This window comes from Marinomonas gallaica, assembly GCF_049821165.1.
Lineage (GTDB): Bacteria > Pseudomonadota > Gammaproteobacteria > Pseudomonadales > Marinomonadaceae > Marinomonas > Marinomonas gallaica.
On sequence record NZ_CP187511.1, the window covers coordinates 860,071 to 878,559 of the forward strand.

The 18,489-nt window shown below is 46.6% G+C and carries 18 protein-coding genes; all 18 read left to right on the forward strand.

From position 1 onward, the window contains the following. The first annotated feature begins 4 nt into the window (after positions 1-4). The 18 genes from rpoB to rplN all read left to right on the forward strand — a co-directional run bounded on the left by rpoB (position 5) and on the right by rplN (position 18,479). Entirely contained in the window at positions 5-4,105 is a 4,101-nt protein-coding gene (gene rpoB, locus ACPUEK_RS03990) for a DNA-directed RNA polymerase subunit beta (RefSeq protein WP_067037154.1), read from the forward strand. 66 nt (positions 4,106-4,171) lie between these two features. Then, positions 4,172-8,374 carry a DNA-directed RNA polymerase subunit beta' gene (gene rpoC, locus ACPUEK_RS03995; RefSeq protein WP_067037051.1) on the forward strand — a complete coding sequence of 1,401 codons (4,203 nt, stop codon included), beginning with the start codon at positions 4,172-4,174 and terminating at the stop codon, positions 8,372-8,374. 133 nt (positions 8,375-8,507) lie between these two features. After that, the gene (gene rpsL, locus ACPUEK_RS04000) at positions 8,508-8,879 is read left to right on the forward strand and encodes a 30S ribosomal protein S12 (RefSeq protein ID WP_013659444.1); all 372 of its coding nucleotides are present in this window, start codon (positions 8,508-8,510) and stop codon (positions 8,877-8,879) included. A gap of 96 nt (positions 8,880-8,975) precedes the next feature. After that, entirely contained in the window at positions 8,976-9,449 is a 474-nt protein-coding gene (rpsG, locus tag ACPUEK_RS04005) for a 30S ribosomal protein S7 (RefSeq protein WP_067037053.1), read from the forward strand. Positions 9,450-9,467: 18 nt separating this feature from the next. After that, complete coding sequence (fusA, locus tag ACPUEK_RS04010) at positions 9,468-11,555, forward strand: elongation factor G (protein ID WP_067223473.1); 2,088 nt, start codon at positions 9,468-9,470, stop codon at positions 11,553-11,555. Positions 11,556-11,596: 41 nt separating this feature from the next. Continuing rightward, positions 11,597-12,820, forward strand: coding sequence for an elongation factor Tu (gene tuf / locus ACPUEK_RS04015; RefSeq protein ID WP_067037058.1), 1,224 nt, complete (start codon positions 11,597-11,599; stop codon positions 12,818-12,820). Between the two features lie 196 nt (positions 12,821-13,016). After that, a complete protein-coding gene (rpsJ, locus tag ACPUEK_RS04020; protein ID WP_012071937.1) occupies positions 13,017-13,328 on the forward strand; it encodes a 30S ribosomal protein S10 in 312 nt (103 codons plus the stop codon). Between the two features lie 127 nt (positions 13,329-13,455). Further along, positions 13,456-14,094, forward strand: a complete 639-nt coding sequence (gene rplC, locus ACPUEK_RS04025) for a 50S ribosomal protein L3 (protein ID WP_067037060.1) — start codon at positions 13,456-13,458, stop codon at positions 14,092-14,094. Positions 14,095-14,104: 10 nt separating this feature from the next. Beyond that, a complete protein-coding gene (gene rplD, locus ACPUEK_RS04030; protein ID WP_067037062.1) occupies positions 14,105-14,710 on the forward strand; it encodes a 50S ribosomal protein L4 in 606 nt (201 codons plus the stop codon). Continuing rightward, positions 14,707-15,003 (forward strand): 50S ribosomal protein L23, encoded by a 297-nt coding sequence (gene rplW / locus ACPUEK_RS04035; RefSeq protein WP_067037064.1) that lies wholly within the window; start codon positions 14,707-14,709, stop codon positions 15,001-15,003. Before rplD ends, rplW begins: the two co-directional genes overlap by 4 nt. A gap of 14 nt (positions 15,004-15,017) precedes the next feature. Further along, entirely contained in the window at positions 15,018-15,842 is an 825-nt protein-coding gene (rplB, locus tag ACPUEK_RS04040; protein ID WP_067037066.1) for a 50S ribosomal protein L2, read from the forward strand. A 15-nt stretch (positions 15,843-15,857) separates the two neighbouring features. After that, on the forward strand, positions 15,858-16,133 hold the full coding sequence (gene rpsS, locus ACPUEK_RS04045) for a 30S ribosomal protein S19 (RefSeq protein WP_067037068.1): 276 nt from the start codon (positions 15,858-15,860) through the stop codon (positions 16,131-16,133). Positions 16,134-16,147: 14 nt separating this feature from the next. Beyond that, positions 16,148-16,480, forward strand: a complete 333-nt coding sequence (gene rplV, locus ACPUEK_RS04050) for a 50S ribosomal protein L22 (RefSeq protein ID WP_067037070.1) — start codon at positions 16,148-16,150, stop codon at positions 16,478-16,480. 14 nt (positions 16,481-16,494) lie between these two features. Continuing rightward, positions 16,495-17,175: a 30S ribosomal protein S3 gene (gene rpsC / locus ACPUEK_RS04055; RefSeq protein WP_067037072.1), complete on the forward strand. Its 681-nt coding sequence runs from the start codon at positions 16,495-16,497 to the stop codon at positions 17,173-17,175. A gap of 10 nt (positions 17,176-17,185) precedes the next feature. After that, positions 17,186-17,599: a 50S ribosomal protein L16 gene (gene rplP / locus ACPUEK_RS04060; protein WP_067037074.1), complete on the forward strand. Its 414-nt coding sequence runs from the start codon at positions 17,186-17,188 to the stop codon at positions 17,597-17,599. After that, complete coding sequence (gene rpmC / locus ACPUEK_RS04065; protein ID WP_055462810.1) at positions 17,600-17,791, forward strand: 50S ribosomal protein L29; 192 nt, start codon at positions 17,600-17,602, stop codon at positions 17,789-17,791. Between the two features lies 1 nt (position 17,792). Beyond that, positions 17,793-18,059, forward strand: coding sequence for a 30S ribosomal protein S17 (gene rpsQ, locus ACPUEK_RS04070; RefSeq protein WP_055462811.1), 267 nt, complete (start codon positions 17,793-17,795; stop codon positions 18,057-18,059). Positions 18,060-18,110: 51 nt separating this feature from the next. Beyond that, the gene (rplN, locus tag ACPUEK_RS04075) at positions 18,111-18,479 is read left to right on the forward strand and encodes a 50S ribosomal protein L14 (RefSeq protein WP_067037076.1); all 369 of its coding nucleotides are present in this window, start codon (positions 18,111-18,113) and stop codon (positions 18,477-18,479) included. Positions 18,480-18,489 lie beyond the last annotated feature (10 nt).

Consider the following 18,489-nt stretch of genomic DNA (forward strand, 5'->3'; position numbering starts at 1 on the left):
GCTGATGGCTTACTCATATACTGAGAAAAAACGTATCCGTAAGGATTTCGGTAAACTGCCGCCCGTTTTGGATGTGCCATACTTGCTGGCAATTCAGCTTGAATCCTACCGTAACTTCTTGCAGGAAGGTAAAAATCCTGCAGAGCGTGGGGAACTGGGTCTGCATGGGGCCTTTAAATCTGTCTTTCCAATGGTCAGCTTTTCCGGCAATGCGGCGCTAGAATACGTCGATTACCGTTTGGGCAAGCCAGTATTTGATGTAAAAGAGTGTCAGTTGCGTGGTGTTACGTATGCCGCTCCTTTACGTGTTCGTGTGCGCCTTATCATTTATGATAAAGAGTCTGCGAACAAGGCAATCAAAGACATTCGTGAGCAAGAAGTATACATGGGTGAAATTCCACTCATGACAGAAAACGGTACCTTTGTTATCAATGGTACTGAGCGTGTTATTGTTTCTCAATTACACCGTTCACCTGGTGTGTTCTTCGACCATGACCGTGGCAAGACGCATTCATCAGGTAAACTTCTACATTCTGCTCGTGTGATTCCTTACCGTGGTTCTTGGTTGGACTTCGAGTTTGATCCAAAAGACTGCGTGTTCGTTCGTATCGACCGCCGTCGTAAACTGCCTGTAACGATTTTGTTGCGTGCATTAGGGTTTGATACTGAACAAATTCTCGATACTTTCTTCGATACAACAGGTTTCTATTTAAGCCGTGATGGCGTTGAAATGGAGCTGATTGCAAGCCGCTTACGTGGTGAAACAGCTCAGTTTAACATCGCTGATCAAAACGGCGAGTTGATCGTTGAAGAAGGTCGTCGTATTACGGCTAAACATATCCGTCAGATGGAAAAAGTAGGTCTTGAGCGTCTCTCAGTTCCTCTTGAGTACCTGTTGGGTAAAGTGACAGCTAAAAACCTTGTGCATCCAAGCACGGGTGAGTTGATTGCTGAAGCGAACACAGAAATGTCTGTTGATCTGCTAGAGGCACTGGTTGCTGCTGGCATCAAAGAAATTCAGGTTCTTTACTCGAATGATCTTGATCACGGGCCGTTTATTTCTGATACCTTACGTATCGATCCTACAAATAACCAGCTAGAGGCATTGGTAGAAATCTACCGTATGATGCGTCCTGGCGAGCCACCAACCAAAGAATCTGCAGAGTCCTTGTTCCAAGGCCTGTTCTTCTCAGAAGATCGTTACGATCTTTCTGGTGTTGGTCGTATGAAGTTCAATCGTCGTTTAGGTCGTGATGAAGATGAAGGTCTAGGTATCCTAGACAATAATGACATCACTGATGTTCTTAAGACATTGCTAGATATCCGTAACGGTAACGGTATGGTCGATGATATTGACCACCTTGGTAACCGTCGTATCCGTTCTGTCGGCGAAATGGCCGAGAACCAATTCCGTGTTGGTTTAGTACGTGTAGAGCGTGCCGTTAAAGAGCGTCTGTCTATGGCAGAAGCGGATGGTTTAATGCCACAAGATCTTTTGAATGCGAAGCCGGTTGCGGCAGCGATCAAAGAGTTCTTCGGTTCAAGCCAATTGTCACAGTTCATGGACCAAAACAACCCGCTTTCGGAAGTGACTCACAAACGTCGTGTTTCGGCATTAGGCCCCGGCGGTCTAACCCGTGAGCGTGCTGGCTTCGAGGTTCGAGACGTACACGCAACGCACTACGGTCGTGTGTGTCCAATCGAAACACCGGAAGGTCCAAACATCGGTCTGATCAACTCGCTATCTACTTACGCGCGTACTAATAGCTACGGCTTCCTAGAAACGCCTTACCGTAAAGTGGTTGATGGTAAAATGACTGACGAAACGGTTTACGTTTCGGCGATCGATGAAGCGAAATACGTTATTGCACAGGCATCTGTGAACGTAGATGAAGAAGGTCGTTTGGTGGATGAACTGGTTCAGGTTCGTCACATGCATGAAACGACTCTGATTCCAAAAGAAAAAGTGAATCTAATGGACGTGTCGCCACGTCAGGTTGTATCCGTTGCGGCATCATTGATTCCATTCCTAGAGCACGATGACGCTAACCGTGCCTTGATGGGATCGAACATGCAACGTCAGGCTGTACCAACGCTAATCGCTGAGAAACCAGTGGTCGGTACTGGTATGGAGAAAAACGTAGCGAAAGACTCTGGTGTTTGTATCGTTGCCCGTCGCGGTGGTGAAATCGAGTCTGTTGATGCAAGCCGCATCGTCGTTCGTGTGAACTCTGAAGAGACAGAGGCTGGCGAAGCGGGTGTAGACATCTACAACCTAACGAAATACGTTCGTTCGAACCAAAACACATGTATTAACCAGCGTACTTTGGTGCTGAAAGGCGACAAAGTATCACGTGGTGACATCATGGCCGACGGTCCGTCTGTCGACATGGGTGATCTTGCCCTTGGTCAAAACATGCGAATCGCGTTCATGCCTTGGAATGGTTACAACTTCGAGGACTCGATCCTAGTATCTGAGCGCGTAGTAGAAGAAGATCGTTTCACTTCGATTCATATCCAAGAGCTAACGTGTGTGGCTCGTGATACGAAGCTTGGGCCTGAAGAAATTACCTCTGATATCCCGAACGTAGGTGAGGGTGCTCTGTCGAAACTGGACAGTTCAGGTGTGGTTTACATCGGTGCAGAAGTAGAACCTGGTGATATTCTAGTTGGTAAAGTGACGCCTAAAGGCGAAACACAGCTTACACCAGAGGAAAAACTTTTGCGTGCGATCTTCGGTGAGAAAGCATCAGACGTGAAAGATACCTCACAACGTGTAAAAACAGGTACGCGTGGTACTGTTATCGACGTACAGGTCTTTACACGTGATGGCATCGAAAAAGATGATCGTGCTAAGTCGATTGAGAAATCTCAATTGGATGAAGTGCGTAAAGATCTAAATGAAGAATTCCGTATCGTTGAAAAAGCAACGTTTGAGCGTCTAGCTGAAGCGTTGATTGGTCAACAAGCTGAAGGTGGTCCTGGCCTTGCTCGCAATGCTTTGATCACTGAAGACTACTTAGCTGATCTTGATCACCCTGAGTGGTTTAAGATCCGCGTAGCGAATGAAGAAGCCAGTGAACAGCTTGAGAAAGCGCAAGCGGCTTTGATTGAGCGTCGTAAAGAGCTTGATGCGAAATTCGAAGATAAAAAACGTAAACTGCAAACAGGCGACGATTTGGCACCAGGTGTGTTGAAGATCGTTAAAGTTTACGTAGCGATTAAACGCCGTATCCAGCCAGGTGATAAAATGGCCGGTCGTCATGGTAACAAGGGTGTTATCTCTAAGATTATGCCTGTTGAAGATATGCCGTATGACGAAAACGGTGATCCAGTTGACATCGTACTAAACCCGTTGGGTGTACCATCTCGTATGAACGTAGGTCAGGTACTGGAAACTCACTTGGGTGCAGCAGCGAAAGGCTTGGGTCGCAAGATCGACGAAATGCTCAAAATTGAGCGTGAAAAAGCTGAAACTGTTAAAGAACTTCGTGTTTTCCTAAACGAAATCTATAACGGCTATGAAGGCGATTTGCGCCCAGCTCGTTCAGAAGACCTAGACAGCTTCTCTGATGAAGAGATTCTTGTGCTAGCGGCGAACCTTAAAAAAGGTGTGCCGATGGCGTCTGGTGCTTTTGATGGTGCTAAAGAAGCGGAGATTAAGCGTATGCTTCGCCTTGCTGGCATCAACGAGAGTGGTCAAATCAAACTTTTCAACGGCCGTACTGGTGATGCCTTCGAACGTCCTGTAACTGTTGGTTACATGTACATGCTGAAGTTGAACCACTTGGTAGATGATAAGATGCACGCTCGTTCTACTGGCTCGTACAGCTTGGTTACTCAACAGCCGTTGGGTGGTAAAGCGCAATTCGGTGGTCAGCGTTTCGGTGAGATGGAGGTATGGGCACTAGAAGCATACGGTGCTGCCTACACGCTTCAAGAAATGTTGACTGTTAAGTCGGACGACGTGAACGGCCGTACTAAGATGTATAAAAACATCGTAGATGGTGATCACCGCATGGAACCAGGCATGCCTGAATCCTTCAACGTATTGGTGAAAGAAATCCGTTCTCTTGGTATCGACATCGAGCTAGAAAACGAATAAGCACGAATCACATTTGACCTGCTGGGAAGGTAAGCCTTCCCAGCCTTACGAGTGGGGCGAATATCCATGAAAGACTTATTAGGTCTTCTAAAAACACAGGGACAATCAGAAGAGTTTGATGCGATTCGCATTGGCTTAGCTTCTCCAGATATGATTCGTTCATGGTCTTATGGTGAAGTTAAAAAGCCAGAAACCATCAACTACCGTACGTTCAAACCTGAGCGTGACGGCCTGTTCTGTGCCAAAATTTTTGGTCCTATTAAGGACTACGAGTGCTTGTGTGGTAAATACAAGCGTCTGAAGCACCGTGGTGTCATTTGTGAGAAGTGTGGCGTTGAAGTAGCGTTGTCGAAAGTGCGTCGTGAACGCATGGGACACATCGAGTTGGCTTCACCTGTTGCTCACATCTGGTTCCTGAAATCTCTTCCATCACGCATCGGTCTTATCATGGATATGACACTGCGTGATATTGAGCGTGTACTTTACTTCGAATCATTCATCGTGATTGACCCAGGCATGACAACGCTTGAGAAAGGTCAGCTACTGAACGATGAGCAGTACTTCGAAGCACTAGAAGAATTTGGTGACGAATTTGACGCTCGTATGGGTGCCGAAGCGATTCAAATGCTTCTACGTGACATGGATTTGCCTGAAGAAATCAGCACCATGCGTGAAGAGTTGAACGCTACGAACTCTGAGACGCGTATTAAGAAGCTTTCTAAGCGTCTTAAACTGATCGAAGCTTTCCATCATTCTGGTAACAACCCAGAGTGGATGGTATTAAACGTTCTACCAGTATTGCCGCCAGATCTTCGTCCTCTAGTGCCACTAGAAGGCGGCCGTTTTGCGACGTCTGATTTGAACGATCTATACCGTCGAGTGATTAACCGTAACAACCGCCTTAAGCGTCTTCTTGAGCTGTCAGCTCCAGACATCATCGTACGTAACGAAAAGCGTATGTTGCAAGAGTCTGTCGATGCGCTATTAGATAACGGTCGTCGTGGTCGTGCAATCACAGGTTCAAACAAGCGCCCTCTGAAATCTTTGGCTGACATGATCAAAGGTAAGCAGGGTCGTTTCCGTCAAAACCTTTTGGGTAAACGTGTAGATTACTCTGGCCGTTCTGTAATTACAGTAGGTCCATCACTACGTTTGCACCAGTGTGGTTTGCCTAAGAAAATGGCACTTGAGCTATTCAAGCCATTCATTTTCTCTAAACTAGAACTTCGTGGCATGGCAACAACCATTAAAGCCGCGAAGAAAATGGTTGAGCGTGAAACACCAGAAGTATGGGATATCCTAGATGAGGTTATCCGCGAACATCCAGTGATGTTGAACCGTGCGCCAACACTTCACCGTTTGGGTATCCAGGCTTTTGAGCCGATCCTAATCGAAGGTAAAGCGATTCAGTTGCACCCATTAGTGTGTGCGGCTTACAACGCCGACTTTGATGGCGACCAAATGGCGGTACACGTACCGTTGACGATTGAAGCACAGCTTGAAGCACGTGCGTTGATGATGTCTACCAACAACATCCTATCGCCTGCCAATGGTGAGCCGATCATCGTTCCTTCTCAGGACGTTGTATTGGGTCTGTACTATATGACGCGTGATAAGATTAACGCGAAAGGCGAAGGCATGGCCTTTGCTGATATCAAAGAAGTACATCGTGCATACGGATCGAAGCAAGTTGAATTGCACGCGAAGATCAAAGTGCGTGTCAGCGAAGTGGATACAACGCTAGAAGGCGAGAAAGTACCTGCTACATTTATCGCAGACACAACCGTTGGTCGCGCATTGTTGTTTGATATTGTTCCTGATGGCCTTCCATTCTCGGTAATTAACCAACCGATGAAGAAGAAAGCGATCTCTAACTTGATCAACCAGTGTTACCGTAAAGTTGGCTTGAAAGAAACCTGTATCTTTGCTGACCAACTAATGTACACAGGTTTCGAATACGCAACAGCGTCTGGTTCTTCTGTAGGTGTTGATGACTTCGTTATCCCGCCAGAAAAAGCGACGATCATTGCGCAAGCGGAAGAAGAAGTTAAAGAAATTGAGTACCAGTTTGCTGATGGTCTTGTGACACAGGGCGAGAAGTACAACAAGGTAATCGACTTATGGTCGCGTACTAACGAAACCGTTACTGAAGCCATGATGAAAAACTTGGCGAAAGAAACGGTTATCGATAAAGATGGCAAAGAAGTTGAGCAGCAGTCATTTAACTCTGTTTATATGATGGCCGACTCTGGTGCCCGTGGTAGTGTGGCTCAGATGCGTCAGCTTGGCGGTATGCGTGGTTTGATGGCGAAACCGGATGGTTCCATCATCGAAACGCCGATCACTGCGAACTTCCGTGAAGGTCTATCGGTACTTCAGTACTTTACCTCAACTCACGGTGCGCGTAAGGGTCTTGCCGATACGGCCTTGAAAACAGCTAACTCGGGTTACCTAACGCGTCGTCTAGTAGACGTTGCGCAAGACTTGGTTATTACTGAAGTAGACTGTGGTGCGAAAGAAGGTTTGCTTGTTAGTGCCTTGATCGAAGGTGGTGACGTAGTTGTACCTCTAGGTCAGCGAGTGCTGGGCCGAGTCGTCGCGCAAGATGTTATCGATTCGAAAGGCGAGCTTGTTGTTGAAGCTGGCGTTCTTATTGATGAGCACAGTGTGCGTGCCATTGAAGCTGCAGGTGTGGACGAGATGATCGTGCGCTCTGTTATCAGCTGTGAGACGAAGCACGGTGTGTGTGGCATGTGTTACGGTCGTGACCTAGCACGAGGCCATTTGGTTAACATTGGTGAAGCTGTTGGTGTTGTTGCTGCACAGTCAATCGGTGAGCCAGGTACACAGCTTACCATGCGTACGTTCCACATTGGTGGTGCGGCCTCTCGAGCGTCTGCAGTAGACAGTGTTCAAATTAAGAGCGCCGGTACTGTACGTTTCCATAAGATGAAGAGCATTGAGCGTGAAAACGGTCAGCTAGTGGTTGCATCGCGTTCATCTGAATTGGCGATTGCTGATGAGGCTGGCCGTGAGAAAGAGCGTTACAAGCTTCCATACGGTGCTGTGCTAAGTATCCGTGAAGGCGATCAAGTGACCGCAGGTCAAGTGGTTGCTAACTGGGATCCGCATACCCACCCAATCGTTTCGGAGATGCAAGGTAAGCTTGAATTCTCTGGTATGGATGAGGGTGTCACTATTCGTCGTCAATCGGATGAGCTTACGGGCTTAACGACTATCGAAGTCTTAGAAATGCGTGATCGTCCATCGTCTGGTAAAGACATTCGTCCAACTATTTCGGTAGTAGATGAGAGTGGTGCGCCAGTGATGATTCCTGGTACGGAAATGCCAGTACAGTACATGCTGCCTGAGAAGGCTCTTTTGAGCTTGGATCATGGATCAACAGTAAAGTCTGGTGAAGTACTAGCGCGTATCCCGCAAGAGTCTCAAGGTAACAAAGATATTACCGGTGGTCTTCCACGCGTAGCTGACTTATTTGAAGCGCGTCGTCCGAAAGATCCTGCTGTCATGGCAGAAGCAACGGGTGTGGTAAGTTTTGGTAAAGAGACAAAAGGTAAGATCCGTTTGGTTATCACACCACAAGATGGTGGCGATCCAATCGAAACCCTGATTCCGAAATGGCGTCAAATTAACATCTTCGACGGTGAAGAAGTTGCTAAAGGTGAGATCATTGCTGACGGTCCTTTAAACCCGCATGATATCTTGCGTCTTCAAGGTGTTGTAGCCCTAGCTGACTACATTACCAACGAAGTACAAGAGGTTTACCGTCTACAGGGCGTAGGCATCAACGATAAGCACATCGAAGTTATTGTGCGTCAGATGCTTCGTAAAGTAGACATCGCTGACTCGGGTGATACTAACCTGATTCAGGGTGACCAAGTAGAATACACACAAATGCAAGAAGCGAACGAAGCTGCGGAAGCAGAAGGTCGTTTCCCTTCTAAGTATGAGCGCGTACTACTTGGTATTACTAAAGCTTCATTGGCAACTGAGTCATTTATCTCTGCGGCATCGTTCCAAGAGACGACTCGTGTACTAACCGAAGGTGCGGTAACTGGTAAGAAAGACCATCTACGTGGTCTGAAAGAAAACGTTGTAGTAGGTCGTCTGATTCCAGCCGGAACAGGTTTGGCTTACCATAGCGGTCGCAAAGCTAAGAAAGAGCTTGCGAAAGCAGCAGTTGAAGGTAGTGCTTCAGTAAGTGCTTCTGATGTCGAAGAAGCGCTAAGTGCAGCATTAAAAGACTAAACACTGTTGATATATGCATGGGAGGTGAATTTTTGTTCGCCTCCCTATTGACTGTTTTATAGGCGCAAATTAAACTTGCGCCTCGTTATTTTTGGCGATTTCCGCCAATAGACTTGGATGTGGAGCTTGTTAAATGGCAACCGTTAACCAGTTGGTTCGTAAACCACGTAAACGTAAAGTGGCAAAAAGTGACGTTCCTGCGTTGCAAGCTTGTCCGCAACGCCGTGGCGTCTGCACACGTGTATACACTACTACGCCTAAGAAGCCGAACTCGGCTTTGCGTAAAGTATGTCGTGTTCGCTTGACGAACGGCTTCGAAGTAACTTCATACATCGGTGGTGAAGGCCACAACCTACAGGAACACAGCGTAGTGCTGATTCGTGGCGGTCGTGTAAAAGACCTTCCAGGTGTTCGTTACCACACAGTACGTGGTAGCCTAGATACTTCTGGCGTACAAAATCGTAAGCAAGGCCGTTCTAAATACGGTACTAAACGTCCTAAGTAAGCTATTAAGCTGCTTTAATCGTTTAGACATAATTTTTTAATACAGTAAGGCCGAGCACAGAGATGGTCTCGGACTCACCTGAAGAGGACATAACCCATGCCTAGAAGACGCGTAGTCGCAAAGCGTGAAATACTTCCAGATCCTAAACACGGAAGCCAACTGCTTGCTAAATTCATTAACCACGTAATGGTTAGTGGTAAGAAATCTGTTGCAGAAAGCATCGTTTACAATGCTTTGGAAACAGTAGCGCAGCGTACTAAATCTGAAGACCCAATGTCGGTTTTCGAAAAAGCACTTGAGTCTATCCAGCCAATGGTTGAGGTTAAATCTCGCCGTGTTGGTGGTGCTACATACCAAGTACCTGTAGAAGTTCGTCCAGCTCGTCGCTCAGCGCTATCTATGCGTTGGTTGGTTGACGCAGCTCGCAAACGTGGTGAGAAGTCAATGGCACTACGTCTAGCAGGCGAAATTCTAGATGCGTCTGAGAACAAAGGTTCAGCTGTTAAGAAACGTGAAGACGTTCACCGTATGGCTGAAGCGAACAAAGCGTTCTCTCACTACCGTTTCTAATCGTCCGGAGAAGCTTAAGTGGCACGTAAGACACCCATCAATCGTTACCGCAATATTGGTATTTGTGCGCACGTTGATGCGGGTAAGACGACAACTACTGAGCGTGTTCTGTTCTACACCGGTCTTTCTCATAAGATCGGTGAAGTTCATGATGGTGCAGCCACCATGGACTGGATGGAGCAGGAGCAAGAGCGTGGGATCACGATCACTTCAGCAGCAACAACTTGCTTCTGGAGTGGCATGAATCAGCAGTTCGATCAGCACCGTATCAATATTATCGATACCCCAGGGCACGTAGACTTTACTATCGAGGTAGAGCGTTCTTTGCGTGTACTTGATGGTGCCGTTGTGGTGTTGTGTGGATCCTCTGGTGTGCAGCCTCAGACAGAGACTGTGTGGCGTCAAGCAAACAAATATGAAGTGCCTCGTATGGTGTTCGTCAATAAGATGGATCGTACAGGTGCGGATTACTTCAGCGTCGTAGGGCAGCTTGAAGAGCGTTTGGGCGCAAATGCAGTACCTATTCAAATCAACATTGGCACCGAAGACGAGTTCGCTGGTGTGGTTGATTTGTTGAGTATGAAAGCCATTATGTGGAACGAAGAAGATCAGGGTATGACCTATGATCTTGAAGATGTACCTGCAGACTTGGTTGACGTTGCTGAAGAGTGGCGTGAAAAAATGCTCGAGGCCGCCGCGGAAGCAAATGAAGAGTTGATGGATAAGTACCTTGAAGAAGGTGACCTGTCTATTGAAGATATCAAGAAAGGGTTGCGAGCTCGTACGCTAGCTAACGAAGTTGTATTAGTGACCTGTGGTTCTGCATTCAAAAATAAAGGAGTGCAGGCAGTTCTTGATGCTGTTGTTGAATATCTACCTTCGCCATTAGAAGTGAAAGCGATTGAAGGCACCTTAGAAGATGCTGAGACCGTTGTAGCTCGTGAAGCGGATGACAGCGCACCATTTGCATCCTTAGCATTTAAGATTGCTACGGATCCGTTCGTGGGTACGTTAACTTTTATACGTGTATACTCTGGCGTTCTGAGTTCAGGCGACGCAGTGTACAACTCGGTTAAACACAAGAAAGAGCGTGTGGGCCGTATGGTTCAGATGCATGCGAATAACCGTGAAGAAATCAAAGAAGTACGCGCAGGCGATATTGCAGCTTTGATTGGTATGAAAGATGTGACAACAGGGGATACGTTGTGTGACGGCAAAGATGTTGTTGTTCTCGAGCGTATGGAGTTCCCTGAGCCTGTAATCTCTGTCGCTGTTGAGCCAAAATCTCAAGCGGATCAAGATAAAATGGCTGTGGCTCTTGGTAAGCTTGCGCAGGAAGATCCTTCTTTCCGCGTAGAGACACACGAAGAGACGGGTCAAACCATTATCTCTGGTATGGGTGAGCTTCACCTAGATATACTGGTGGATCGAATGAAGCGTGAATTTAAAGTTGACGCCAATATCGGTAAACCACAAGTATCTTACCGAGAGAAAATTCGCAAAGAAGTGGAAGTTAACCACAAATTTGTGCGGCAATCAGGTGGCCGAGGACAGTACGGTCATGTAGTCATGAAGCTTATTCCAACCGATAAAGAGGGTTTGGAATTTGTGAATGAGATTGTCGGCGGTGCTATTCCTAAGGAATACATCCCAGCTGTCGAAAGAGGCATTTCAGAGCAAATGAAGAACGGTGTTATTGCTGGCTACCCATTGCTTGGGTTGAAAGTGGTATTGTTCGATGGTTCTTACCATGATGTTGACTCTAATGAAATGGCTTTTAAAATTGCAGCTTCTCAAGGCTTGAAGAAAGGTGCTGCAGATGCAGAACCTTGTGTTCTTGAGCCCATGATGAAAGTAGAAGTTGTAACTCCTGAAGAGTACATGGGAGACGTGATGGGAGACCTGAATCGTCGCCGAGGACTTGTTCAGGGGATGGAAGATTCCGTATCTGGTAAAATTATTCGAGCAGAAGTGCCGTTAGGCGAAATGTTTGGGTATGCAACAGATGTGCGTAGTTTGTCGCAAGGGCGTGCAAGCTATGCAATGGAATTCCTGAAATACGCTGAAGCGCCAGCTAGTGTGGCAGACGCGATCATTAAAAATTGAAATTTAATCATCATACTTACTAATCATAAGGTGTATGTATCATGGCAAAAGCAAAGTTCGAACGTAGTAAACCACACGTTAACGTTGGTACAATCGGTCACGTTGACCACGGTAAAACTACCCTAACAGCAGCACTTACTCGCGTATGTGCTGAAGTATTTGGCGGTACAGCAGTAGCGTTTGACGGTATCGATAATGCTCCAGAAGAGCGTGAGCGTGGTATCACGATCGCAACGTCTCACGTAGAGTACGATTCTCCAACTCGTCACTACGCACACGTAGACTGTCCTGGACACGCCGATTATGTTAAAAACATGATCACTGGTGCTGCTCAAATGGACGGTGCGATCCTTGTTTGTGGTGCGACTGATGGTCCAATGCCTCAAACTCGTGAGCACATCCTTCTTTCTCGTCAAGTAGGTGTACCTTACATCGTTGTATTCCTAAACAAAGCAGACCTTCTAGCTGAAGACTGTGGCGGTGCGGACACTGAAGAATACGCTGAGATGCAAGAGCTTGTAGAAATGGAACTACGTGATCTTCTATCTGAGTACGACTTCCCAGGTGATGACACTCCAATCATCCCAGGTTCTGCTCTAATGGCTCTTAACGGCCAAGACGACAACGAAATGGGTACTACAGCTGTAACTAAACTAGTTGAAGCTCTAGATAACTACATTCCAGAGCCAGAGCGTGCAATCGACGGTGCATTCATCATGCCTATCGAGGACGTATTCTCTATCCAAGGTCGTGGTACTGTAGTAACAGGCCGTGTTGAGCGTGGTATCGTTAAAGTTGGTGAAGAAGTTGAAATCGTTGGTATCAAAGATACTACAAAAACAACTTGTACTGGCGTTGAGATGTTCCGTAAGCTTCTAGACGAAGGTCGTGCTGGTGAGAACTGTGGTGTACTACTACGTGGTACTAAGCGTGATGACGTTCAGCGTGGTCAAGTACTAGCTAAGCCTGGTTCTATTAACCCACACACTGATTTCGAAGCAGAAGTATACGTTCTGTCTAAAGATGAAGGTGGTCGTCACACGCCATTCTTCAAAGGCTACCGTCCACAGTTCTACTTCCGTACAACTGACGTAACTGGTGCTTGTGAGCTTCCAGAAGGCGTAGAAATGGTAATGCCTGGTGATAACATCCAGATGACTGTATCTCTAATTCACCCAATCGCGATGGACGAAGGTCTACGTTTCGCGATCCGTGAAGGTGGTCGTACAGTAGGTGCTGGTGTTGTTGCTAAAGTTCTTAAATAATTCAAGCTTCGCTTAATTTATTTATAGCTGCATAAAAAGGTCGCTCTACAGGGCGGCCTTTTTTTATAGGTGCTGTTTTCAAATTGGTTACTTGACAACCAATTTTTAAACGGCTAACATTCGCCGTCCTTAAATAAGGATGGTAGGTCAAATTCTGTACAGATGACTTATCTGAACATAGTATTTGGAGTTGGAAATGCAAAGCCAAAAGATCCGTATTCGTTTGAAAGCTTTCGATCACCGTTTGATTGATGCTTCAACGCAAGAGATTGTGGACACTGCTAAGCGCACAGGCGCTCAAGTACGTGGTCCGATTCCGCTTCCTACTCGCAAAGAACGTTACACAGTACTGATTTCTCCTCACGTGAACAAAGATGCACGTGACCAATACGAAATCCGTACTCACAAACGTGTTCTAGACATCGTTGAGCCAACTGAAAAAACTGTTGATGCTCTAATGAAGCTAGACCTTGCGGCAGGCGTGGAAGTACAAATTTCTTTGGGTTAATTCCCAAAGGTTTAGGGGTGCGATAACCAACAGGTATCTGTTGGCCTAAGCACAATAGTGGAATGATCTGGAATGATCAGCCGTAGCGGGTGATAGCCCCGTACACAACTGGCAATTGAGGTATAAAATGGCTATTCAATTAGTCGGACGTAAAGCCGGAATGACACGTATCTTCAACGAAGATGGTGTATCCGTGCCAGTAACCGTTATCGAGGTCGAACCGAACCGTGTAACGCAGGTGAAAGACTCAGAAACTGATGGCTACTCAGCTGTTCAAGTTACTGTAGGTACTCGCCGTGCAAGCCGTGTAAACAAAGCTGCTGCAGGACATTATGCAAAAGCGAACGTTGAAGCGGGTCGTGGTTTGTGGGAGTTCCGCCTTTCTGGTGACGAAAAAGAAATCAATGTTGGTGATGAGCTAACTGTTGCGGATTTCGAAGCTGTAACTAAAGTTGACGTAATTGGTCAATCTAAAGGTAAAGGCTTCCAAGGTGCAATTAAGCGTCACAACTTTAGCATGCAAGATGCTACTCACGGTAACTCATTGTCTCACCGTGCTCCTGGTTCCATCGGTCAATGTCAAACACCTGGTCGTGTTTGGAAAGGCAAAAAGATGGCTGGTCACATGGGCGCAGCTCAAGTAACGACTCAATCTCTTGAAGTTGTTCGCGTTGATGCTGAGCGTAACCTTATCCTTGTAAAAGGTGCGGTTCCTGGCGCTGTTAATGGTGACGTAATCGTTCAACCAGCAGTTAAAGCTCGCTAAGGGGTAGACAATGAACTTGAATCTAACAGGTGCTGAGGGAACTGTAGAAGTTTCTGACGTAACCTTCGCACGTGAATACAACGAAGCGCTAGTTCACCAGGTTGTTACTTCTTACCTGGCTGGTGCTCGTCAAGGTACTCGTGCACAGAAAACTCGCTCTGAAGTAGCTGGTGGTGGTCGCAAACCTTGGAAACAAAAAGGTTCTGGCCGTGCGCGTGCTGGTACGATCCGTAGTCCTCTATGGCGTTCTGGTGGCGTAACGTTCGCTGCGAAAAACCAAGATCACTCTCAGAAAGTAAACAAGAAGATGTACCGTGCAGCAATGCGCACCATCTGGTCTGAGCTTGCTCGTCAAGATCGTCTTGTAGTAGTTGAAGAGCTTTCTATCGAAGCTCCAAAAACTAAGCTGTTCAAAGCTAAAATGGCTGAATTGAATGTTGAAAACGCGCTTGTAGTTGCGCAAGAGCTAGACAGTAATCTGTTCCTAGCTGCGCGTAACATTCCGAACGTTGACGTTCGTGATGCAGCGTCTATTGACCCTGTTAGCTTGATCGCATACGACAAAGTGTTGTTGACAGTTGGTGCTCTGAAACAAGTTGAGGAGGCACTAGCATGATCGGCGAACGCATTTATAAAGTATTGTTAGGTCCACACATCTCTGAGAAAGCGACTATCGTTGCCGAAGGTAACGGTCAGTATGTATTCCGCGTTGTAAACAATGCGACGAAACCAGAGATTAAACAAGCAATCGAAGCGTTGTTTGAAGTCAAAGTAGAGTCTGTTCGCACGTTGAACCAGAATGGTAAAACTAAACGTACAGCTCGTGGTCTAGGCAAGCGTAACGACGTGAAAAAAGCGTACGTTCGTTTGGCGGAAGGCCAAGAAATTGATTTCTTGGGCGCTGAATAAGGGGAGATAGGTCAATGGCTGTTGTAAAATGTAAGCCAACGTCTGCAGGCCGTCGTCACGTTGTTAAGGTTGTTAACACTGACTTGCATAAAGGTGCGCCATACGCTCCTTTACTTGACAAAAAAAGCAAGTCTGGTGGCCGTAACAACAACGGACGCATCACTACGCGTCACGTAGGTGGTGGTCATAAGCAACATTACCGTATCGTAGATTTCCGTCGTAACAAAGATGGTATCCCAGCGGTAGTTGAACGTTTGGAATATGATCCAAACCGTTCTGCAAACATTGCACTAGTAAAATATGCTGATGGTGAGCGTCGTTACATTATCGCTTCCAAAGGTATGGAAGCTGGTACTGTTGTTTCTAACGGTGCAAGTGCTCCTATTAAAGCGGGTAATACTTTGCCTCTGCAAAATATCCCTGTAGGTAGTGTTGTTCACTGTATCGAGCTTAAGCCAGGTAAAGGTGCACAAGTTGCACGTTCTGCTGGTGCTTCTGCTCAGCTTGTTGCTCGTGAAGGTCGTTACGTTACTCTTCGCCTACGTTCTGGTGAAATGCGTAAAGTTCTAACTGAGTGTCGTGCAACTCTAGGTGAAGTATCTAACTCTGAGCACACTCTACGTGTTCTTGGTAAAGCTGGTGCTAAGCGCTGGCGTGGTGTTCGTCCTACAGTTCGCGGTGCGGCAATGAACCCTGTGGATCACCCGCATGGTGGTGGTGAAGGTCGTAGCTCTGGTGGTCGTCACCCAGTTACACCTTGGGGTGTTCCTACGAAAGGTTACAAAACTCGTAAGAACAAGCGTACTGATAAACTTATTGTACGACGTCGTACTAAGTAATAAGAGGAAACGACTGTGCCACGTTCACTAAAAAAAGGTCCTTTTATCGACCTTCATTTGTTGAAAAAGGTAGAGGCTGCGGTAGAAAAGAAAGACCGTCGTCCAATTAAAACTTGGTCGCGCCGTTCTACTATCTTCCCTGAATTTGTAGGGTTGACTATCGCTGTCCATAATGGTCGCCAGCATGTCCCAGTTCTAGTATCTGAAGACATGGTCGGTCATAAATTGGGTGAGTTCGCTCCGACCCGTACTTACAAGGGTCATGCTGCGGACAAGAAAGCCAAACGGTAATAAGGGGTATTAACATGAGTGAAGTAAGCGCTTCATTGAAGGGTGCTCGCCTCTCAGCGCAGAAGGCCCGTTTGGTTATAGATCAAATCCGCGGCAAATCTGTTAGCGAAGCACTGAACATTTTAACGTTCAGTCCTAAAAAGGCGGCAGTAATTGTCAAGAAAGTACTAGAGTCTGCGATAGCTAACGCTGAGCATAACGAAGGTGCTGATGTAGATGACTTGCGTGTTTCTACGGCTTACGTTGATGAGGCTATGACTCTGAAACGTATCATGCCACGTGCCAAAGGCCGTGCTGACCGTATTCTAAAACGCGGTTGCCATATTACAGTTAAAGTCGCTGACTAATTAGGAGAAACCCAATGGGTCAGAAGGTTCATCCAACCGGAATTCGCCTAGGGATAGTTAAAGACCATACTTCTACTTGGTATGCGAACAACCAAAACTACTCTAAGCAACTATTAAACGATCTTCAGGTTCGTAAGTTCCTTGAAGAGAAACTTGTTCAGGCTTCTGTGTCTCGCATCGAGATCCAGCGTCCTGCACAGACTGCTCGTATTACAATTCACACTGCCCGTCCAGGCATCGTGATTGGTAAGAAAGGCGAAGATGTTGAAAAACTACGTAACGCTGTATCAGCAATGATGGGTGTTCCAGTTCACATCAACATCGAAGAAATTCGTAAGCCAGAACTAGACTCTAAATTGGTCGCGCAAAACATTGCGGGTCAACTTGAGCGTCGTGTTATGTTCCGTCGTGCTATGAAGCGTGCAGTGCAAAATGCAATGCGTGCTGGTGCGAAAGGTATCAAGGTTCAGGTAAGTGGTCGTCTAGGCGGAGCTGAAATTGCTCGTGCAGAGTGGTACCGTGAAGGTCGTGTGCCTCTACACACTCTACGTGCTGACATTGACTACGCTACTTATGAAGCAAACACTACTTACGGCATCATTGGTGTTAAAGTGTGGATCTTCAAAGGCGAAATCTTGGGCGGTATTGAACAAGTGCGAGCTGACAAAGGCGCACAGAAGAAGAAGTCTAAGTAGGGGGTAGTAAATGTTACAGCCGAAACGTACTAAGTTCCGTAAGATGCAAAAGGGCCGTAACCGCGGTCTAGCACTTCGCGGAAACCAAGTTAGCTTTGGTGAATTCGGATTGAAGTCGACTGAACGTGGTCGTCTTACTGCTCGTCAAATTGAAGCGGCGCGTCGTGCAATGACTCGTCACATCAAACGTGGCGGCAAAATTTGGATCCGTGTATTCCCAGACAAGCCGATTACTCAGAAGCCTCTAGAAGTGCGTCAGGGTAAAGGTAAAGGTAGCGTAGAATACTGGGTGGCTCAAATCCAACCAGGCAAGATGCTTTATGAAGTTGAGGGCGTATCTGAGTCTCTAGCACGCGAAGCGTTTGCGCTAGCGGCGGCTAAGCTTCCTCTATCCACAACTTTCGTAACGCGTACGGTGATGTAGATGAAAGCAAAAGAATTGCAAGAAAAGTCTGTAGCTGAGCTACAGCAGACCTTGATCGAACTGCTACGTGAGCAATTTACACTGCGCATGCAGAAGGCCACTGGTCAGTTGGCTCAAACTCATTTGCTCTCGCAAGTTCGCCGCAATATCGCACGTGTTAAAACCGTGCTAAATGATAAGGCAGGTAACTAAGATGGCAAGTGTAGAAACTCAAGCTCGTACAGCTACTGGTAAAGTAGTAAGCGATAAGATGGATAAGTCCATCGTAGTACTAGTTGAGCGTACGGAACGTCACCCTTTATACGGTAAGTTCGTTCGTCGTTCATCTAAACTGCACGCTCATGATGAAAACAACGAGTGCCAAGTTGGTGATACGGTTAAGGTAGTGGAAACACGTCCTTACTCTAAAACTAAAACTTGGAAGCTAGTTCAGGTTGTTGAGAAAGCAGCTGCTGTATAAGCAGCTCCTTCCTTCATGAGACTTGTTATCTAATTTGATTGGAGAGCAGTAATGATTCAAACAGAATCGATGCTTGATGTAGCAGATAACAGCGGCGCGAAGCGCGTTCAGTGTATTAAAGTACTGGGTGGCTCTCATCGTCGTTATGCTGCAATCGGTGACATTATCAAAGTCACAGTAAAAGAAGCGATCCCTCGTGGTCGTGTTAAGAAAGGCCAAGTTATGAACGCTGTTGTCGTTCGAACTAAGAAAGGTGTGCGTCGTCCTGATGGCTCTGTGATCCGCTTTGATGTAAACTCTGCGGTTCTACTAAATGCTTCAGGCCAACCGATCGGTACTCGTATCTTTGGTCCTGTGACACGTGAATTGCGTACTGAGCAGTTCATGAAAATTGTTTCTCTTGCGCCTGAAGTGCTGTAAGAGGGAGGGG

Bases quoted from the DNA above. Each gene is read 5' to 3' on its own strand.
- rplN (WP_067037076.1), top strand. From the start codon at position 18,111: ATGATTCAAACAGAATCGATGCTTGATGTAGCAGATAACAGCGGCGCG.
- rplP (WP_067037074.1), top strand. From the start codon at position 17,186: ATGTTACAGCCGAAACGTACTAAGTTCCGTAAGATGCAAAAGGGCCGT.
- rpsQ (WP_055462811.1), top strand. From the start codon at position 17,793: ATGGCAAGTGTAGAAACTCAAGCTCGTACAGCTACTGGTAAAGTAGTA.
- rplV (WP_067037070.1), top strand. From the start codon at position 16,148: ATGAGTGAAGTAAGCGCTTCATTGAAGGGTGCTCGCCTCTCAGCGCAG.
- tuf (WP_067037058.1), top strand. From the start codon at position 11,597: ATGGCAAAAGCAAAGTTCGAACGTAGTAAACCACACGTTAACGTTGGT.
- rpoC (WP_067037051.1), top strand. From the start codon at position 4,172: ATGAAAGACTTATTAGGTCTTCTAAAAACACAGGGACAATCAGAAGAG.
- rplB (WP_067037066.1), top strand. From the start codon at position 15,018: ATGGCTGTTGTAAAATGTAAGCCAACGTCTGCAGGCCGTCGTCACGTT.
- rplD (WP_067037062.1), top strand. From the start codon at position 14,105: ATGAACTTGAATCTAACAGGTGCTGAGGGAACTGTAGAAGTTTCTGAC.
- rpsJ (WP_012071937.1), top strand. From the start codon at position 13,017: ATGCAAAGCCAAAAGATCCGTATTCGTTTGAAAGCTTTCGATCACCGT.
- rpsG (WP_067037053.1), top strand. From the start codon at position 8,976: ATGCCTAGAAGACGCGTAGTCGCAAAGCGTGAAATACTTCCAGATCCT.
- rpsC (WP_067037072.1), top strand. From the start codon at position 16,495: ATGGGTCAGAAGGTTCATCCAACCGGAATTCGCCTAGGGATAGTTAAA.
- rplC (WP_067037060.1), top strand. From the start codon at position 13,456: ATGGCTATTCAATTAGTCGGACGTAAAGCCGGAATGACACGTATCTTC.
- rpsL (WP_013659444.1), top strand. From the start codon at position 8,508: ATGGCAACCGTTAACCAGTTGGTTCGTAAACCACGTAAACGTAAAGTG.
- rpmC (WP_055462810.1), top strand. From the start codon at position 17,600: ATGAAAGCAAAAGAATTGCAAGAAAAGTCTGTAGCTGAGCTACAGCAG.
- rpoB (WP_067037154.1), top strand. From the start codon at position 5: ATGGCTTACTCATATACTGAGAAAAAACGTATCCGTAAGGATTTCGGT.
- rplW (WP_067037064.1), top strand. From the start codon at position 14,707: ATGATCGGCGAACGCATTTATAAAGTATTGTTAGGTCCACACATCTCT.